Annotated in this window: 14 protein-coding genes; 7 read left to right on the forward strand and 7 right to left on the reverse strand. The window is 72.8% G+C overall.

Going from position 1 to position 18,825, the window contains the following annotated elements:
* The first annotated feature begins 497 nt into the window (after positions 1 to 497).
* The 4 genes from pknB (at position 498) to fxsT (ending at position 9,915) form a co-directional block, all read left to right on the forward strand.
* Positions 498 to 2,414: a Stk1 family PASTA domain-containing Ser/Thr kinase gene (gene pknB / locus ACQPXS_RS15025; protein ID WP_433449710.1), complete on the forward strand. Its 1,917-nt coding sequence runs from the start codon at positions 498 to 500 to the stop codon at positions 2,412 to 2,414.
* 153 nt (positions 2,415 to 2,567) lie between these two features.
* On the forward strand, positions 2,568 to 4,502 hold the full coding sequence (locus ACQPXS_RS15030) for a hypothetical protein (RefSeq protein WP_433455819.1): 1,935 nt from the start codon (positions 2,568 to 2,570) through the stop codon (positions 4,500 to 4,502).
* Positions 4,499 to 5,515: an AAA family ATPase gene (locus ACQPXS_RS15035; protein ID WP_365326615.1), complete on the forward strand. Its 1,017-nt coding sequence runs from the start codon at positions 4,499 to 4,501 to the stop codon at positions 5,513 to 5,515. The genes ACQPXS_RS15030 and ACQPXS_RS15035 overlap by 4 nt, the downstream gene beginning before the upstream one ends.
* A complete protein-coding gene (gene fxsT, locus ACQPXS_RS15040; RefSeq protein WP_433449711.1) occupies positions 5,515 to 9,915 on the forward strand; it encodes an FxSxx-COOH system tetratricopeptide repeat protein in 4,401 nt (1,466 codons plus the stop codon). Before ACQPXS_RS15035 ends, fxsT begins: the two co-directional genes overlap by 1 nt.
* Before the next feature lie 647 nt (positions 9,916 to 10,562).
* On the opposite strand, the gene ACQPXS_RS15045 is transcribed toward fxsT, so the two are convergent.
* From ACQPXS_RS15045 to ACQPXS_RS15060, 4 genes are all read right to left on the reverse strand, one after another.
* On the reverse strand, positions 10,563 to 12,284 hold the full coding sequence (locus ACQPXS_RS15045) for an aKG-HExxH-type peptide beta-hydroxylase (protein ID WP_433449714.1): 1,722 nt from the start codon (positions 12,282 to 12,284) through the stop codon (positions 10,563 to 10,565).
* Complete coding sequence (locus tag ACQPXS_RS15050; protein WP_433449716.1) at positions 12,281 to 13,438, reverse strand: FxsB family cyclophane-forming radical SAM/SPASM peptide maturase; 1,158 nt, start codon at positions 13,436 to 13,438, stop codon at positions 12,281 to 12,283. The genes ACQPXS_RS15045 and ACQPXS_RS15050 overlap by 4 nt, the downstream gene beginning before the upstream one ends.
* A gap of 7 nt (positions 13,439 to 13,445) precedes the next feature.
* A complete protein-coding gene (locus ACQPXS_RS15055; protein WP_433449717.1) occupies positions 13,446 to 13,616 on the reverse strand; it encodes a hypothetical protein in 171 nt (56 codons plus the stop codon).
* A 159-nt stretch (positions 13,617 to 13,775) separates the two neighbouring features.
* Positions 13,776 to 14,096: a CU044_2847 family protein gene (locus tag ACQPXS_RS15060; protein ID WP_433449718.1), complete on the reverse strand. Its 321-nt coding sequence runs from the start codon at positions 14,094 to 14,096 to the stop codon at positions 13,776 to 13,778.
* Positions 14,097 to 14,188: 92 nt separating this feature from the next.
* Between ACQPXS_RS15060 and ACQPXS_RS15065 the strand changes: the two genes are divergently transcribed.
* Positions 14,189 to 15,082: a deoxyribonuclease IV gene (locus ACQPXS_RS15065; protein ID WP_365326625.1), complete on the forward strand. Its 894-nt coding sequence runs from the start codon at positions 14,189 to 14,191 to the stop codon at positions 15,080 to 15,082.
* Positions 15,083 to 15,157: 75 nt separating this feature from the next.
* Positions 15,158 to 15,670, forward strand: a complete 513-nt coding sequence (locus ACQPXS_RS15070) for a DUF4396 domain-containing protein (RefSeq protein ID WP_433449720.1) — start codon at positions 15,158 to 15,160, stop codon at positions 15,668 to 15,670.
* A 3-nt stretch (positions 15,671 to 15,673) separates the two neighbouring features.
* Here the strand turns inward: ACQPXS_RS15070 and ACQPXS_RS15075 are convergent, their stop codons facing one another.
* Complete coding sequence (locus tag ACQPXS_RS15075) at positions 15,674 to 16,306, reverse strand: sulfite oxidase-like oxidoreductase (RefSeq protein ID WP_365326629.1); 633 nt, start codon at positions 16,304 to 16,306, stop codon at positions 15,674 to 15,676.
* Between the two features lie 185 nt (positions 16,307 to 16,491).
* Here ACQPXS_RS15075 and bfr point away from each other — a divergent pair, with 185 nt between their 5' ends.
* Positions 16,492 to 16,971, forward strand: coding sequence for a bacterioferritin (gene bfr, locus ACQPXS_RS15080; protein ID WP_351800317.1), 480 nt, complete (start codon positions 16,492 to 16,494; stop codon positions 16,969 to 16,971).
* On the opposite strand, the gene ACQPXS_RS15085 is transcribed toward bfr, so the two are convergent.
* Positions 16,968 to 17,207 (reverse strand): (2Fe-2S)-binding protein, encoded by a 240-nt coding sequence (locus ACQPXS_RS15085; RefSeq protein ID WP_365326633.1) that lies wholly within the window; start codon positions 17,205 to 17,207, stop codon positions 16,968 to 16,970. The two genes, bfr and ACQPXS_RS15085, sit on opposite strands and share 4 nt — an antisense overlap.
* Before the next feature lie 169 nt (positions 17,208 to 17,376).
* Positions 17,377 to 18,729 carry a class II 3-deoxy-7-phosphoheptulonate synthase gene (locus tag ACQPXS_RS15090; RefSeq protein ID WP_351800311.1) on the reverse strand — a complete coding sequence of 451 codons (1,353 nt, stop codon included), beginning with the start codon at positions 18,727 to 18,729 and terminating at the stop codon, positions 17,377 to 17,379.
* Positions 18,730 to 18,825 lie beyond the last annotated feature (96 nt).

Here is an 18,825-nt window from a genome sequence, read left to right on the forward strand (position 1 = left end):
GCGGCAGTGATCGGCGGCAGCCGGCGGGACGGACGGTGGGCCGCATCAGCCGACCGTCGCGACAGTGGGCGGCGCCGACCTGGCGGGACGGACGGTGGGCGGCGGTGGCGACGGACCGGGCAGCGGGCGGGGCCGGTCTGGTGGGACGGACAGTGGGCTGCATCAGCCGACCGTCCCGACAGTGCGCCGCGCCGACCTGGCGGGACGGACGGCGGGCGGCGGTGGCGCCAGACCGGGCAGCGGGCGACGCCGGTCTGGCGGGACGGACGGTGGGCTGCGTCGGCCGACCCCCGACAGTGCGCCGCGCCGACCGACGGACCTGGCAGTGCGCCGCGCCGGCCGACGGACCGGGCAGTGGGCGGGGCCGGTCTGGCGGGACGGGTGGGGGCTGGGGATCGGAATCCTTGTTCGTGTGTCGCGTCACAGGTCGGCTTCAGTGCCTGGGGAAAGCGGTCTCGGCGGGGGAAGTGTCGGTGGGTCCTCGTAGACTCGCCTGCGTGGATACGACCCTTCAGGACCCTCTCGTCGGGCAGGTGCTCGACGGCCGTTATCGCGTCGACGCGCGGATCGCGGTCGGCGGGATGGCCACGGTCTACCGGGCCCTGGACACCCGTCTGGACCGCGTGCTCGCGCTGAAGGTGATGCACCCGACGCTCGCGGCCGACGGATCCTTCGTGGAGCGGTTCATCCGGGAGGCGAAGTCCGTCGCCCGGCTGGCGCACCCGAACGTGGTGCAGGTCTTCGACCAGGGCACCGACGGGTCGTACGTGTACCTGGCGATGGAGTACGTCGCCGGGTGCACCCTGCGGGACGTGCTGCGGGAGCGGGGGGCGCTGCAGCCCCGCGCGGCCCTCGACATCCTCGAGCCCGTGCTCGCCGCGCTCGGCGCCGCGCACCGGGCCGGTTTCGTGCACCGGGACATGAAGCCGGAGAACGTGCTGATAGGGGACGACGGCCGGGTCAAGGTCGCCGACTTCGGGCTCGTGCGGTCCGTGGACACCCAGACCAGCACGACCGGCGCCGTCCTCGGGACCGTGTCGTATCTCGCGCCCGAGCAGATCGAGCAGGGCACCGCCGATCCGCGCGTCGACGTCTACGCCTGCGGTGTCGTGCTCTACGAGATGCTGACCGGCGGAAAGCCGCACTCCGGTGACTCCCCCGCCCAGGTCCTCTACAAGCACATCCACGAGGATGTGCCGCCGCCCTCGGCGCTGGTGCCGGGGCTGCCGTACGAGCTGGACGAGGTGGTGGCATCCGCGACGGCGCGCAACCCGGACATCCGGCCGCACGACGCCGTGGCGCTGCTCGCCCAGGTGCGCGATGCGCGCCAGGGGCTGAGCGACGAGCAGCTGGACGCCATACCGCCGCAGGCGCTGTCCGCGGAGCACGACAACGCCGGTGACCGTACGAGCGTGATACCCCGCTCGCTGACTGTGCCCCGGCCGCTGCCCGTCAACGAGGAGGAGCCGGCCGGGGCCGGCGTCCAGCACACCAGCCGGCTGCAGGCGCCGCCCGTGCCACCGCGCCCGTCGCGGCGGCTGGTGCTGACGATCGTCGCCGCCGTGCTGGTGGTGTTCGGCGTGGGCGCCGGCGTCTGGTACATCAACTCCGGCCAGTTCACGAAGGTCCCGCCACTGCTGTCGAAGACCGAGGCGCAGGCCCGGGACCGGCTGAAGTCGGCCGGGCTGGAGGTCGGGCAGGTCAAGCGCGAGTACAACGACGCCGTCCAGCGGGGCACGGTCATCGGCACCGACCCCGCCCCCGGCGCCCGGATCCGCGACCACGACTCGGTGACGCTGACCATCTCGCTGGGCCCGGAGACGGTGAACGTGCCGGATGTCGCGGGCCGCCCGCTGGCCGAGGCGCGGGCGCGGCTGAAGGCGGACGGGCTGGAACCGGGCATGGTCACCCGGGAGTTCAGCGAGGACGTCGCCAAGGGCTCGGTGATCGCCACCACGCCGCGGGCCGGCACCAAGCGGCACGCAGGGTCGGCGATCGCACTGACCGTCAGCAAGGGCCGCCCGATCGACGTGCCGGACGTCACCGGTGACGATGTGGCCGACGCCAGACAGCAGCTGACGGAGGCCGGGCTGAAGGTGAGGATCGCGCCGCAGCAGGTCAACTCCGAGTACGACAAGGGCAAGGTGGCCCAGCAGAGCCCGGGCGACGGCAGCCAGGCCGCCGAGGGCGACACGGTGACGCTGACGCTGTCCAAGGGCCCGGAGATGATCGAGGTGCCGGATGTGGTCGGCGACAACGTCGACGACGCCCACAAGGCGCTGGAGGGCGCCGGGTTCAAGGTGGACGAGGACCGCGGCCTGCTCGGGCTGTTCGGCGACACCGTGAAGAAGCAGTCGGTGAGGGGCGGCGACAAGGCGCCCAAGGGGTCGACCATCACGATCACCATCCGCTGACCAGGGCACTTGCGGGCCTCTCGGCGACAGTGTCAACTGGCCGCCGTCGAGGGACTGTTGCCCCCTCCGTCCGCCCCCTCCGAGGCCGCTACTATGGCGGCTTCGCGGTGCTCGTCCGGTGGCGTGGCAGACGGGGGGAGAGGCGTCTTGGGGGTGGAACCGGTCGCGGAGCTGACCGCAACCGACGTCTGGCAGGTGAGCATCCTCGGACCCACGGGCCTGCCCGTGGGCGGAGGAGTCGTCATGCCGCCGCGGTACGTGCTGACGTGCGCCCACGTGGTGACGAGCGCCCTCGGCCGGCCCTGGCAGGACGACCCGGGCGCCACCGTGACGATCAGCCTGAGCAACGGACTGCGGCTGAGCGGCTCCCCGGGCGGCGGGCACCACTATGCGGGCGGAAACTCGCACGAGGACTTCTCGGTGCTGACCCTGCACGGCGATCTGTCCCTGGCCGGCGACCGGTTACCCACCTCGCACGGCCACCTGTCCGCCGGCTCCTACAGCGCGAAGCGGCGGATGCAGGTGTACGGCTACCCCCAGGGGCAGCCGCACGGCGTGTGGGCGGACTGCCTCATGGCCGGCCACGGCGGGCCGGCGTCGGCGCTGATCCAGCTGAACGACGCGCCCGACACGGGCCGCAAGGTCAGCAGGGGGTACAGCGGTTGCGGCGTGAAGGACGTCGCGACCTCCCGGGTGATGGGGCTGGCCGTCCTCAGGGACAAGGCACCGGACGCGGGCGTGACCTGGATGATCCCCATGGCCCGGCTGGCCCGGTCCTGGCCCCCGCTGCGCGCCGCCCTCGCGCTGTCCGGAGAGGTGCTCACGGACCCCTCCGAGGCGGAGCCCGACCTCCACCAGGGTCTGTACGACGACGGCCCGTTCGACGCGGAGGCCATGGACGACCTCTACCGCCTGCTGCTGGACGGCGCGGTGCCGCTGCCGGGTCTGGTGACGCTGCGCGACGAGGCGCTCGGTCCGGTGCGCCGTCCCTGGCAGGGCGCTCCCGAGGACATCCTCGGCATCGTGCACGACCTGCAGCAGATCGCCCAGGCCGGCCGCCCGGTGCCGCCGCTGCTGACGTTCGTCGCGGCGCTGTCCCAGCGCGTCCCGGGAACCCGCGGGCAGGAGCTGGCCCGCTGGGTGCGCGGCCGGGCCGGGCACTGCTCGCCGGTGGTCGATCCGGGCCCGCTGCTCGAGCGGCGTTCGCGTCCGGCGCGGGCGACCGCCCGGTGGACGTACGCCACCTTCCGCATCACTCCGGCCTCGCCGTCCCGGCACTATCTGCTCGATGTCTTCCAGGAGCACGAGGGCTCGCCGCGGGAGGCCGTGCAGCAGTACACCGAGGCCATGCGATTCGGCCACATCGAGCGCCTGATCCGGGAGGAGATCATTCGGATGCGCCGGGCGAAGGCCATCGACTCCCCTGATCTGTTCGTGGAGTTCGTGCTGCCGCGCGAGCTGCTCGGCAGGCCGGTCGACGGGCTCCCGATCACCACGCCCAGCGGCGCGGAGGTGCGTCTGGGGGTGGTGCATCCGGTCGCCGTGCGCAGTCTCGAGCGCCAGAACGCGTCGGTGTGGGTCGAGTGGGGGCATAACTGGTCCCGCAAGTGGGACAGGATGAGAGCGATGTCCGTACTCTCCGGAGAGCGGGTGGTGGATGTGGTGCCCGCCCGGAGCCAGGACCCGACGTCGTACGAAGTCGTGTTCTCCGCCCTGTACCCGGAGGACGGGCCGCTCGCACTGGTGCTCGGCTTCCCGCCGCGGGCGGCCCGCAAGCGCACGCCCGACCCGGAGTTCGACGCGGCCCTGGACGCGGGGATCCCGGCGCTGGTGTGGGCGCACGACGAACAGGACGGGCCGCGGGTCACCGGGGAGCTGCCGGGCCGGTTGCGGGCGACCAGCGTGCGGACCCTGCCCGAGGCGGTGTTACGGGCGCGCCGGGGCGAGTGGTCGCCCGTGCCCGCGGGCGGCGGACCGCGCATCGCCGGCGGACTGCGCCTGGGTTTCCTCTGGGATCCCTTCGACCGGCTGCCACCGCAGACCCCCTTGGCCGCACCCGTTCCCGCCCCCGGAGGTGACCCCTCGTGACCGAGACCGGAAGCCCGCAGACACCCGGGTGGTGGCTGTACCGTGGCGACGGCGTTCCGCACGACGCGATCGACCGGCTGCCCGATCCCCCGGGCTGGCGGGCGATCCAGCAGGGTGTGCCCCCGAAGGACGAGGTCCTCGCCCCCGAGCCGGCCGACGCCCGCCGGGGCCGGGTCTTCCAGGTGGACCGGGGACTGGTCGACGTCGTCAACGCGGCGCTGCTGCTGCGCCGCCCCCTGCTGCTGACCGGCCGTCCGGGCACCGGCAAGTCCACGCTGGCCCATGCCGTCGCCTATGAGCTGGGGCTCGGGCCCGTGCTGCACTGGCCGGTGACCTCCCGCACGACCCTGCGGGACGGGCTGTACGCCTACGACGCCATCGGGCGGCTGCACGAGGCGAACCTGCGGCGGGCCGGCCTGGACACGGGCGAGGGCACCGGCGACATCGGACGGTTCCTGCGGCTCGGGCCCCTGGGCACGGCTCTGCTGCCGCGCCGCCGGCCGCGCGTGCTGCTCATCGACGAGCTGGACAAGAGCGACATCGACCTGCCGAACGATCTGCTGACGGTGTTCGAGGAGGGGCGCTTCAGCGTCGAGGAGCTGTTGCGGCTGCCCCCGGAACAGCGCAGCGTGCCGGTGCGCACGGCGGACGGCGGCCAGGCGCTGGTGACGGACGGTCAGGTGGCCTGCTGGGCCTTTCCGTTCGTGGTCATCACCTCGAACGAGGAGCGGGAGTTCCCCGCCGCGTTCGCCCGGCGCTGCCTGCGCTACGACATCGAGCCGCCGGGTCCGGAGCGGCTGGCCGCTATCGTCGCCGCGCATCTGGGCGAGGAGGCGCTGGAGCAGGCGCGGCCGCTGGTGGAGGCCTTCCTCGTCGAGCAGGGCAACGGCAGTGTCGCCGTGGACCAGTTGCTGAGCGCCATCCAGTTGGCGCGTGTGGGAGCGGACGAGGACCCCGAGCAGTGGCAGGATCTGCTGCGCACCCTGTGGCGGCATCTCGAAACGGGGCCCTGATGTCGTACGAATCACCGGAGCGCCCCACTCCGGACGCGCGGGAGATCGCCGAAGTCCTCTGGCTCGCGGCGCAGTTGGCGCGCGCCGCCGACGACGACGCGCCCGCGCTCCCGGCCGCCCGCGGGCCGCACCGGCTGTCCGGGCTCGTGGGCCAGCTGGAGCCGGATCGGCCCCGGCGCCGGCGGGACGACCCCGGCGGCGAGAACTCCGCCGAGGCACAGGCGAACGGCACGCCGCGCGCGGGCATTCCCGCTCCGCGCACGCGGGGACCGCAGCTGCACGTACGCGACTTCCGCGCGCCGGCCGGCGACGCCGCGACAGCCGTCCCGGCGCTGCCGGTCCGCTCTCCCGGGGTGCGCCCGTTGGGGAAGCCGGCCGAGCTGGGGCGGGCCCTGCGGCCGCTGCGGCGCCGCGCCTCCTCCACGGTGCGGCACCGGATGGACGAGGCGGCGACCGCCGACCGTGCGGCGCAGACCGACGTCTGGGAGCCGGTGCTGGTCCCGGAGGAGGAGCCCTGGCTGGATCTGGTGCTGGTGGTCGACACCGGCGAGTCCATGGTGCTGTGGGACAGCGCGGTGGCCGACCTGCGCACGGTGCTGCGCCGGGTGGGGGCCTTCCGCTCGATCACCGTGCGCTGGCTGGAACACCTGGCGGACGGCACCATCGCGGTGCGCGGCACGCCACCTCCGTGGTCCGGCGACGGTCCGCGCCGCCGCGCCGACCAGGGGCCGCCCGCCTACCACTCCCCGCGCGGTGCCGTGCTCGTCTTCAGCGACGGCATCGGCCCCGGCTGGCGCTCCGGCGCGGCGCTCCGGCTGCTGGCCCGCTGGGCGCACAGCCGGCCCACGGCCCTGGTGCAACCGCTGGACCGGCGGCTGTGGCACCGCACCGCTCTGCGCCCCGTCCCCGTCACCCTGCACGCCGCCCGCCCCGGTGCCCCCAACCGCGACCTGCACGCCGGTGCGGACCAGGCCGGCGTGCCGGTGCCGGTGGTGGAACTCGCGCCCGCCGCACTGCAGATGTGGGCCCGGATGGTCGCCCACCCCGAGTCGTCGCCGTTCCAGGGGTACGCCGTGGCGGCGGGCGGCGCGGTGCCCTCGGCACCGGAGGAGGCGGTGCCGCCGCGGCCGGCCGAGGAGCGGCTGTCTCCGCTGGACCGGGTGCTCGCCTTCCGTGCGCAGGCCTCGCCGCAGGCCTTCGAACTGGCCGGATACCTGGCCGCGGCTCCCCTGTTCCTGCCGGTCATGCGCCTGGTCCAGCAGGTCATGGCGCCCCGCACGACGCCCTCGCACCTGGCGGAGGTGTTCCTGTCCGGACTGCTGCACCCGGTGCCCTGCGACGGGCCGCGCCCGGCCGAACAGACGGAGTTCGACTTCCCCGAGGCCGTGCGCTCGCTCCTGCTGGGCTCCCTGCACCGGCAGGAGAGCCGGCGGGTCCTGACCGCGGTCTCCGACTACCTGGCCGAGCACTCGTCCGCGCCCTACCGGTTCGACGCGACGCTCGCCGACCCGTCCGCGGAGCTGCCCACGCGGATCAGCGCGGAGAGCCTTCCCTTCGCCAAGGTCGACGCCGCGGTGGCCGACGCGCTGGGCGGGGGCTTCACCACCCGGGCGCGCAAGCTGCGCGATCTCATCTCCGGGCAGCACCGCCCCGCGGGCGTAGGTAACCGTCCGCAGCCGTACAGTTACGATGTGACCGACACCACAACCACGAACAGCACTGCCGAAACCGGGATCGCCCGCCCTCACCCGGTCGAATCCGGCGGGGCGGCCAGGACCCCCCGGCCGCCGGCGGAAAGGGAATCATCCGTGGCCGAGTCCGCGTCTCGCCTGGCCGGCGTCGACGGCCCTACGAGCACCGGGGGGCCCACCACCGCTCCCCTGTCGACGCTCACGCGGCCCGTGCGGTTCGAGGAGAGCGTCCCGCAGGTGTGGGGTCGGCGCATTCCGCCGCGGAACCACATCTTCACCGGCCGGGACGAGCTGATCACCCAGTTGCACGACCGGCTGGCCGACCGGCGCGCGGCGATCGTGCCGCAGGCCTTCTTCGGGCTCGGCGGCGTGGGCAAGACGCAACTGGCTGTGGAGTACATCTACCGGTACCAGTCGCAGTACCAGCTGATCTGGTGGATCAACGCGGAGGATCCCGCGCTGGTCCGCTCGTCCATCGCCGCTCTCGCACCGCACCTGGGCCTGGAGGCGGCTCCCAGCGGTGACGAGGCGCTTCCCCTGGTTCTGGACTGCCTGCGGCGCGGAACCCCGTTCCGGAAATGGCTCCTGGTGTTCGACAACGCCGACCGGCCCGAGGACCTGGAGGAGTACTTCCCCTCCGGCGAGGGCCACATCGTGGTCACCTCACGCAACCAGAGCTGGGCCGGGCACGCCCACCCCATCGCGGTGGACGTCTTCTCCCGGGAGGAGTCGGTCCGCTTCCTGCAGCGCCGGGTTCCGGGGATGCCGGCGCAGGACGCGTCCCGGCTGGCCGAGGCGCTGGGCGACCTGCCGCTCGCCGTGGAGCAGGCCGGAGCCTGGCACGCGGAGACGGCGATGTCCGTGGACGAGTACCTGGAGCTGCTGCGCGAGCACGCGGGACGGCTGCTCGACACGTCCGTGCCGTCCGGCTATCCGCACTCCGTGGTGGCGACCTGGAACCTGGCCATGGAGCGGCTGGCCGAACGCAACCCGGCCGCGGTCCAGTTGCTGCGGCTGTGCTCCTGCATGGCGCCGGAGCCGATCAGCTGGGCCGTGCTGCGCAGCGCGGCCTTCGCGCCGCTGCCGTCCCCGCTGGCCGAGGCGCTGCGCGACCCGGTGGAGCTGGGCCTGGTCACCCGGGAGATCGGCCGGCTGGCGCTTGCGCGCATCGACCACCGCAGCAACAGTCTGCAGATGCACCGGCTCGTGCAGGCCGTGTTGTTCAACCAGATGTCCCCGCAGGAGCAGGAGGACACCTACCACCTCACCCATGTCCTGCTGGCGGCGGCCGACCCGAAGGAGCCGGAGGACGACGCGAACTGGCGCAGGTACGCCGAGCTGCGCCCGCACATCCGGCCCACCCGGTCGGTGGAGTGCGAGCAGCGGGACGTCCGCGACCTGGTGATCAACGAGGTCCGCTATCTCTACCAGCACGGGGACTACACCGGCGGCGCCCAGCTCGCCGAGTTCGCGCGCGCGGAGTGGCGCGACCGGCTCGGCGAGGACCATCCGCAGACCATGCGCATCACCCGTGCCTACGGCAACCTGATCCGCAGCTTCGGGCGGTTCGACGAGGCCCGGCAGCTCAACGCAGAGCTACTCGAACGCACCCGCCGGGTGTACGGCGAGGACCACGAGGAAACCCTCGCTATCGCCAACAGCAACGCGGCCGACCTGCGCGTCCTCGGCGATTTCGAGGCGGCGGCGGAGCGGGACCGGGACACCCTTGACCGGCTGATCGCCGGCTTCGGCCCGGACCATCCGCTGGCGCTGATGTCCGCGGCCAACCGCGCGCTCGACCTGCGGCTGCTGGGCCGGTTCCAGGAGGCGCTGGAGCTGGACGCGGAGACCTACGAGCGGCGGGTGCGCATCTTCGGCCCGGACGACCCGCTGACCCTGGTGGTGGCCGCGAACTACGCGCGCGACCAGCGGGAGATGGGCGACTACCGCGGTTCCACCGAGTCGTTGCGCGCCCTGTACCCGAAGCTGCGCGACCGGCAGGGCCGCGAGCACCCGTCCACCCTGGACGTGGCCAAGAACCTCTCCGTCTCCCTGCGCGCGATGGGCGCCTACGAGGAGGCGTACGAGAGGTCCGGCCGTACCGTGGCCCGCTGCCGGGCCCGCTACGGCGAGGGAGACCTCAACACCCTGGCCGCGATCGGCAACCACGCGGTCGACCTGTTGCTGCGCGGCGAGCTGGAGGAGTCGGAGCGGCTGGCCGCGCAGACCGTGACGGGGTACGAGCAGCTGTTCGGCGCGGACCACCCCTATGTGCCGATGACGGAGACCAATCACGCCGTCGTCCTGCGGGCCCTCGGCGAGCACGAGCGGGCGCTGTCGCTGAACCTGTCCGCCTACGAGAAGCTGGAGCGCCGGTTCGGTCCGGAGCACAACTGCACGCTGCGCTGCGGCGTGAACCTCGCCAACGACCTGCACTCGGCGGGGCGGCACGAGGAGGCGATGCAGGCGAACACCCGCCACCTGGACGCGCTGCGCGGCACCCTCGGCCCCGATCACCCGGTCACGCTGGTGTGCGGCGGCAACCTCGCGCACGACCTGCGTTCGCTGGGCCGGGAGGACGAGGCCGCGGCGCTCCTCGACGACGTCCTGACGCGGTTCGCCCGGACGCTGGGCGCGGACTATCCGGTGGCCGAGGTGTTCTCCCGCGGCGAACGGGCGTTCTGCGACATCGAAACACCGGTGTTCTGACCCGCCCGCCCCTCCGGCCTCAGACACCGGTATTCCACCCCGGACCGGCGCCCGTCTCCCGGGCTCCAGGCGTCCCGGCCGGCCAGGCCGCGAGGCCCGGCGCGTCCGGCGGTCGCCTGGTGGCCGAGGTGTTCTCCCGCAGTGGGTGGGCGTCCTACTACATCGAAACACCGGCGTTCCGACCCCGGCGGCCCTCCGGCTCAGACGCCGGTGTCCTGCCCCGGACCGGCGCTCACCTCCCCGGCTCGGGCGTTCCGCGCCCGGCTGTGAACTCCGGTACAGGTCCGGACTGCCCGGTGGCCGAGGCGTTCCCTGCGGCGAGCGGACGTTTTGCGGCATCGAGGCACCAGTCTTGCGACCCGGGCCGGCGCCCACCTCCCAGGCCCCGGGTGCGCTGGCCGGCCTGGACGCGACGGCCGGCGAAACACCGGCGTTCGGTCCCCGGCGGCCCCGGCCCCCCGGCTCCGACACCGGTGTCCTGACCCGGACCGGCGCTCACCTCCCAGGCTCGGGCGTCCCGGGGCCCGCCAACCCGCGAAGCCCGGTGCGTCCGGTCGTCGGTCCTGCTCGGGCGTTCCGCCGCCGCCGGTGGACTCCCGGTACGGGTCCGGACTGGCCGGTGATCGAGGCGGGCCCCCGCCGCCGGCTCAGGTACCGGTGTCCTGGCCCCGATCGGTGTCCGTCTTCCCGGACTCGGGTGCACCGGTCAGCCAGGCCGCGAGGGACAGGGGGTCCGGGGGGCGGGTCTGCTCGGGTGTCCTGGCGTCGGTGGTGAGTTCGCGGTACAGGTCACGGACGACCTCGGTGCGGCGGCGCAGCACGCCCGCGCCCGGCAGACGCTCCTCCGCGGCGGAGGCGGCCAGGCCGGCCCAGCGTTCGGCCCGGTCGGGCTCGGCGGCGACGGCCGCGGCGGCCTCAGTGGCGGGTGGTGCCCGGTGGGCGCCGCGCTGCTTGGCCGCCCAGCGGCCGAACTCGGGGCCGGGACCGGATACAGGCCCGGAGGCGGGCCGTACGGCGTCGGCGGGCAGCGCTCCGGCCGGCAGCCGGGCCCGCCACAGCTCGGCCAGCTGCTTGATCCCCGTGCCGTCGGCCTCGGCCCAGCGCAGCCGCCAGACGGCCTCGGCACCGGCCTCCACACGCGCCGCGACGCGTGCCGGGCCGGGATCCACGTGGACGGCCCGCACGGTCTGCGCGGCCCGGTCGAGGAACCGGGCGCCGAGCCGGGTGAGCCGGAGCCGGCTCGCCGCCTCGGTCACGCCCCGCTCGGCCTGGGCCCGGGTCAGCGCCAGCCGCCAGGCGGCGTCGGCCCGTTCGGGCTCGGGCCGGCCCGCACAGCGCTGCTGCCAGAACGCCAGGTCCCCCAGGTGGGCGTAGATCCCCTGGAGCAGTCCCGCGGGCGGGCGTGGGTCCGGCCGCCAGGGTGCGTACAGCCGGGGCCGGCCGTCCGGCTCGTGCAGGGTCACCAGGTCGGCCAGCGCGCTGAGTTTGCTGTGCTGGAACTCGTGGAGCAGGGTCAGGGCCAGCCGGTCGGGGTCGGCGGGCCAGGAGGCCAGGACGGTGCCGAAGGCGTGCCGTGAGGTCGCGGAGGTGACCCCGCGCGCGGGTGCGGGCAGGGGGACGATGCCGCCCAGCCCGGCGGCGAGTTCCTCGGCGCGCCCCGGGTGGCTGTCGACGAGGAGCCGCCAGGCCGACCGCAGCAGCTCCTGCCAGGCCGCGGGGCGGGCGCTGGCCGTGTCGAGACAGGGCAGTCGGGGATCCGCGGTCTCCAGCGGAACCCTGAGCGCCAGGCCCCGGTGCCGGGCTTCCAGGAAGGCCACGGGCTGCCAGTCGTGTCCCGCCCGGCCCGGGTCGCGCGGCAGCGGCCGTACCTCGCCCGGAAGCCGGATGTCCACCTGGCAGCCCGCCTCCGGCCGGGGGGTGACCACGACCAGCGCCTCACCGGCCGGACCGAGCCGGGTGGCCGTGCCCAGACCGGGCAGCCGCAGGACCCCGTCGTGCACCGGCACGGTGATCTCGGTGCCGAGCCCGGCCCGTACGGCGGCGACCGCCGCGAGGGCGCCCAGGTCACCGGCCGTGCAGCCGCCGTGCCGGTGGGCCGGGCAGTCGCTCGTGGCCCGCGCGGCCCAGGTGCCGAACGAGGAGGCGTCGATCACGCTCCGGGCCACGGCGGGGGCGGCCCGTTCCACCCGGGCGAGGAGGTCGGCGGCCGGCTCGGCGGCGGCCGCGCACGGGCCGTCCAGGATCCGCCGCAGCAGCAGGAGATTCCGGCTGCGCCGGGCCTGCCGCAGCAGCCGTACCGCCTCGGGGCCGCCCCCGCCCGCGGCGAGCGCGTCGAAGACGGGGTCCGAGATGACATGTGTCCCGATCACTGCGGCCGCCCCGCGGAGCCGGCCACCCAGCGCCGGATGTGCCGGATGAGCAGCAGGAGGTCCGCGCAGTAGACGGACGGCCGGCGGTATCCGCCGTCCGGGCCGTAGCGATGGCCGTATTCGCCGCCGCCGCACACGGACAGTTCGGTGCAGTTCAGGCACTGCTCGGCGAGCAGCCGCCGGCCGGCCTGCCGGGCGGCGAACCCCGGGTGCAGCAGGACGTCGTCGAAGGAGTGGCGGAAGACGTCCAGGCCGGTGGCGGACGCGCCGTCGTGCCCGGTGCGCAGGGCGTCGTTCTGGTGGATGCCGCCGTCGGCCTCGACGAAGGCGGAGACCGAGCGGGTCAGGCCGACCCAGTCCAGCCGGCTGCGGCCGCCCAGCACGGCGTGCAGCAGCTCGTCCAGCAGGCGCACCGAGGTCTCCTTGCGCGGTGCTCCGGCCCAGCGGTCGAAGACGGCCGCGAGCCAGGTGCCGTAGGCCCCGGACGGTCCGGGCGGGCGGGCGCCCCAGTGGGCGTGCGGCAGCAGGAAGTCGATCAGCGGGGGGCGGGTGGGCAGCAGCGACTCGTAGACGGCCACGGGATCCCGGGTGGGGTCGATGGTGCACAGCAGTCCGGCGTACAGCTGCGGGAACTGGTCGGACAGGCGGTGGAGTCCGGCCATGACCCGGTCGTAGGAGCCGCCGCCGGACGAGGTGCGGCGATGGGCGTCGTGGGCCTGCCGGTCCCCGTCCACGCTGACCCCGACCCGTACGCCGTGTTCGGCCAGGGTGTGCAGCATGCGGGGGCTGAGCAGGGTGCCGTTGGTCTGGACGGTGAACTCGGCCTCGGCGCCCGCGTCTTCGACAATCTCGCGCAGGGCGCCCACAATTCGGCCGATACCCATCGGTCCGGCCAGCAGGGGCTCGCCCCCGTGCAGCACGATCCGGACATGCGGGAGCGCGTGCCGCGCCGCGTGCTCGGCGATCCGCCGGGCCGTCTGCCGCACCGTCTCCGCGCTCATGACCCGGGGCTGACGGCGCCAGGTCTGATCGGCGTGCTCGTAGATGATGCAGTAGTCGCAGGCCAGGTTGCACCGGCTGCGTATCTTGAGGACGAACTGGCGCAGCGGGACGGGCCGCCAGCCCTGTTCGAGAAGCGCCTCGACATCGGCCATCGGTCCGTCAGGGGCTCGACTGCCAGCTGTTGTACGCGTCCTCGCCGGATTCCGCCGCCTCCGCCTCGAGCCGTTCCAGTGCCACCGCGAGCACGGATCCCGGCAGCGCGCGCAGTTCGTCGATGGTGAACGCGGCGACGTCCGGCAGCTCGCACCGCACCCCCGTCGTCTCTTCCATGCCTGTGCCCCTTCCGTCTCCCGGGACATCCGGCATACGGCTCGCACCACGGCGTCCGCGCCGCCTGGGCATCGTAGGCGCATCCTCCCGGCTGCGGGAGAAGGCCGCACTACGCTGCGACGGATCCGGACACGTCGGCCGCGGCCGCGCCGGGCCCCGCTACTTCTCCCACACGGCCCGGACGACCAGGTGAGCCTCACCGGTCGCCTTGGCCAGGACCGCTCCGGTCTCCCCGCTGAGCTTCACCCCGAACTCCAGTTCCAGGCGCTGCGGGGCGACCACGAGCGACGTGATCCGGGCGTGTGCCTCCGCGGCCATCCGCCGGATACCGTCGAGCGCCTCCCCGAGGCCCTCCTGGGCACGCCTGACGACCGTGCCCCCGTTGACCGAGATCTCCTCCAGGCCGTAGACGTCCTCGTCGACCGGTTCGACGAGGACCGTGCCGCCGTCCGGCAGCGAGAAGCTGACGACGTCCCCCATGTACACCCTCCCCTGGCGTCCGCACAGGTGCGCTGGTGCAGTCGTACCCTGATCGGGGGCGTCCCCACACGTCCTGGCATGCTGGGTGAGCCATGACCTCACCATCTTCCCCCTCGCTTCCCGCCTCCCCTCCGCGCAACCCCGTCGGCGGACATGTCCCCGTGGCCGGTGGACTGCACTCCGTGGGACTGTCGTACGCCCGCGAGTTGAGGGCGGAGACCGTGCAGGTCTTCGTGGCCAACCCGCGCGGCTGGGCCACGCCCGGCGGGAATCCCCGGCAGGACGAGGCGTTCCGGGCGGCCTGCGCCGAGGAGTCCATCCCGGCGTACGTCCACGCTCCCTATCTGATCAACTTCGGCTCGCACACCGAGGCGACCGTGGAGCGGTCGGTGGAGTCGCTGCGGCACTCCCTGCGGCGCGGGCGGGAGATCGGTGCGCTGGGTGTGGTGGTGCACACCGGGAGCGCGACCGGCGGGCGGGCCCGCGAGGTGGCGCTGAAGCAGGTGCGCGCGCACCTGCTGCCGCTGCTGGACGAGCTGACGCACGACGACGACCCGTTCCTGCTGCTGGAGTCGACGGCCGGGCAGGGCGCCTCCCTGTGTTCCCGCACCTGGGACTTCGGCCCGTACTTCGAGGCGCTGGACGCGCATCCGAAGCTCGGGGTCTGCCTGGACACCTGCCACATCTTCGCCGCCGGCCACGACCTGACCGGCCCGAGCGGCATGCACCAGACCCTGGACCTGCTGGTGGACACCGTCGGCGAGGGCCGGCTGAAGCTGATCCACGCCAACGACTCCAAGGACGTCGTCGGCGCGCACAAGGACCGCCACGAGAACATCGGCGCCGGGCACATCGGCGAGGACCCGTTCCGGGCCCTGATGACCCACCCCGCGACCGAGGGCGTACCCCTGATCATCGAGACGCCCGGCGGCAGGGCGGGGCACGCGGCGGACGTGGAGCGGCTGAAGAAACTGCGGGATTCATAACCCGTTCAGGAATACCCCCATGGGGTATCTGGTTCCTGTCCGGTACAGGAACCGTCACGCGACATGGGGGCAGTCATGCAGCACGAGGCACACGCCGAACACATGGGGCACGTCCACCACGAAGAGGTGCACGCGCACCACGCGGCGCCCGCCGCCGGCTGGGCCGTCGCAGCCCAGGCCACCCTGCACTGCCTCACCGGCTGCGCCATCGGCGAGGTGCTCGGCATGGTCGTCGGTACGGCGCTCGGGTGGGGCAATCTGCCGACGACCGTGCTGGCGATCGTCCTGGCCTTCTTCTTCGGCTACTCGCTCACGCTGCGCGGGGTCCTGCGGGCCGGCGTCGACTTCCGCACGGCCTTCCGGGTGGCCCTGGCGGCCGACACCCTGTCCATCGCGGTGATGGAGCTGATCGACAACGGGGTGATCCTGGTCTGGCCGTCCGCGATGGACGCGACGCTCGGCGACGCGCTGTTCTGGATCTCGCTGGCGGTCTCGCTCGTGATCGCCTTCGTGGTGACCACGCCGGTCAACAAGTGGACGATCGGGCGGGGCAAGGGGCACGCGGTGGTGCACCGGTACCACCACTGACGGCTACAGCTCCGGCCCCTCCCCGGGCTCCTCCTGGTACGAGTACCGCTGTTCCTTCCACGGGTCGCCGATGTTGTGGTAGCCGCGTTCCTCCCAGAAGCCGCGGCGGTCGGCGGTCATGTACTCGACGCCGCGGACCCACTTCGGGCCCTTCCAGGCGTACAGGTGGGGCACGATCAGGCGGACCGGGAAGCCGTGCTCGGCGGTGAGGAGTTCGCCGTCCTTGTGGGTGGCGAAGAGGGTGCGGTCGGAGGCGAAGTCGGTCAGGCGCAGGTTCGAGCTGAAGCCATACTCCGCCCAGACCATCACATGGGTGACGTCTGGCGCCGGCGGGGCCAGTTCGAGGATGGTGCGGGCGGGGATGCCGCCCCACTCGGCCCCGATCATGCTGAACTTCGTCACGCAGTGCAGATCGGCCACCACGGTGGCGTACGGCAGGGCCGTGAACTCCTCGTGGTTCCAGATGTGCTTGTCACCGTCGGCGGTGGCGCCGAAGACCCGGAACTCCCAGCGCTCGGGGCGGAACTTCGGGACGGGGCCGTAGTGCGTGACCGGCCAGCCACGCTGGAGCCGCTGCCCCGGCGGAAGCGCGGACCCTGCCGTTGCTCCAGACTCTCGCTCCACCGGATGACCCATGTATCCATCCTGACAGACCTCGGGCAGTGCCTTTGACCATGAGTCGACCGGGAGCCCGCGAACCGGACAACTCATATCAAGCAAGCACTTACTTACTAAGTACCCACTTACTGGACGATCTTCGTTACCGGTGCAATCATGCGGCGGCACACCCCCGTGTTTCCCGTGTGGAAGGAGCCGCTGCGATGCAGGGCGACCCCGAGGTCATCGAGTTCCTCAACGAGCAGCTCACCGGCGAGCTGACCGCGATCAACCAGTACTTCCTGCACGCGAAGATGCAGGAGAACCTCGGTTGGTACAAACTCGCCAAGTACACACGGCACGAGTCGTTCGACGAGATGAAGCACGCCGAGGTGCTCACCGACCGGATCCTGTTCCTGGAGGGGCTGCCGAACTACCAGCGGCTGTTCCACGTACGCGTCGGGCAGACCGTGAAGGAGATGTTCGAGGCCGACCGGCAGATCGAGGTCGAGGCGATCGACCGGCTCAAGCGCGGGATCAAGGTGATGCGCGAGAAGGGCGACATCACGTCCGCCAACATCTTCGAGGACATCCTCGCCGACGAGGAGCACCACATCGACTACCTCGACACCCAGCTGGACCTGGTGGAGAAGCTGGGCGAGGCGCTCTACATCTCGCAGATCATCGAGCAGCCGGAGAGCTAGGCGGCTTCCGGGAGCTCGGCTTCCGGGAGCTCCGAGAGGACCGGCCTGCCCTGGTCGGCCAGCTCACGCCGTGGGCAGGCGCCCCGGCCGAGGAGGGCCTGGATCCGGCGGACGCACGAGCCGCAGTCCGTGCCCGCCTTGCAGGCGGAGGCTATCTGGCGGGGGGTGCAGGCACCGTCCTCCGCGTGCTGCTTGACCTGGGCCTCCGTGATGCCGAAGCAGCTGCAGACGTACACGCGGATTCACCTCCCGACGGGATCGCTCTATGACTGCCGTCCCGTTCCCGGTGAGGCAAACCTAACCTTACCCATCCCCCGGTGGCCGGAAAAGTGGGTGGGGCGCGGAACCTGTGTGATCCGCGCCCCAGACCTGTCCGGAAGGACCCGGGGAGTGCCCCGGCGGTGCCTACTGGTCCCGGTACATCTCCGCGACGAGGAACGCCAGGTCCAGCGACTGGCTGCGGTTCAGCCGCGGGTCGCAGGCCGTCTCGTAGCGCTGGTGCAGGTCGTCGACGAAGATCTCGTCGCCGCCGCCCACGCACTCGGTGACGTCGTCGCCGGTCAGCTCCACGTGGATGCCGCCCGGGTGGGTGCCGAGCGCCTTGTGGACCTCGAAGAAGCCCTTGACCTCGTCGAGCACGTCGTCGAAGCGGCGGGTCTTGTGGCCGGAGGCCGCCTCGAAGGTGTTGCCGTGCATCGGGTCGGTCACCCAGGCCACCGTCGCACCGGACGCCGTGACCTTCTCCACCAGCTCGGGGAGCTTGTCGCGGATCTTGTCGGCGCCCATCCGGACGATGAAGGTCAGCCGGCCCGGCTCCCGCTCGGGGTCGAGGCGGTCGATGTACTGCAGCGCCTCCTCGGCCGTCGTCGTCGGGCCGAGCTTGATGCCGATCGGGTTGCGGATCTGCGAGGCGAACTCGATGTGCGCGTGGTCCAGCTGCCGGGTGCGCTCACCGACCCACACCATGTGCGCGGAGACGTCGTACAGCTTGCCGGTGCGCGAGTCGACCCGGGTCAGGGCGGACTCGTAGTCCAGCAGCAGCGCCTCGTGCGAGGAGTACAGCTCGACGGTCTTGAACTCCTCCGGGTCCGTGCCGCAGGCCCGCATGAAGTTCAGCGCGTTGTCGATCTCGCGGGCGAGCTGCTCGTAGCGCTGGCCCGACGGTGAGGTCTTCACGAAGTCCTGGTTCCAGGCGTGCACCTGGCGCAGGTCCGCGTAACCGCCGGTGGTGAAGGCGCGCACCAGGTTCAGCGTGGACGCCGACGCGTTGTACATGCGCTTGAGCCGCTCGGGGTCCGGGATGCGGGACGCCTCGGTGAACTCGAAGCCGTTGACGGAGTCGCCCCGGTACACCGGGAGCGTCACGCCGTCGCGGGTCTCGGTCGGCTTGGAGCGGGGCTTGGAGTACTGCCCGGCGATACGGCCGACCTTCACCACGGGCACGGCGGCCGCGTAGGTGAGGACGGCACCCATCTGGAGCAGCGTCTTCAGCTTGTTGCGGATGTGGTCGGCGGACACCGCGTCGAAGGCCTCGGCGCAGTCGCCGCCCTGGAGGAGGAACGCCTCTCCCTTGGCGACGGCCGCCATCCGGGCGCGCAGCTGGTCGCACTCGCCCGCGAAGACGAGCGGCGGATACGACTCGAGGTCCGCGATCACTGCGCGCAGAGCCTCGGGGTCGGGGTACTCGGGCTGCTGCGCCGCGGGCAGGTCTCGCCAGGTGTTGCCAGCGCTCGGGCTGGTCTTAGCGTTCACGGTCACCTCGTAAACATTACGGGGTCGTCTGCCCTGCCCCATCTTCTGGCTCGAAGGGTGAGACGCGCCGGTTGTCCCGTGGACAGTCGGCCGGCGCACGGG

The sequence above is a fragment of the Streptomyces sp. CA-142005 genome (genome assembly GCF_050942335.1).
Classification (GTDB): Bacteria; Actinomycetota; Actinomycetes; order Streptomycetales; family Streptomycetaceae; genus Streptomyces.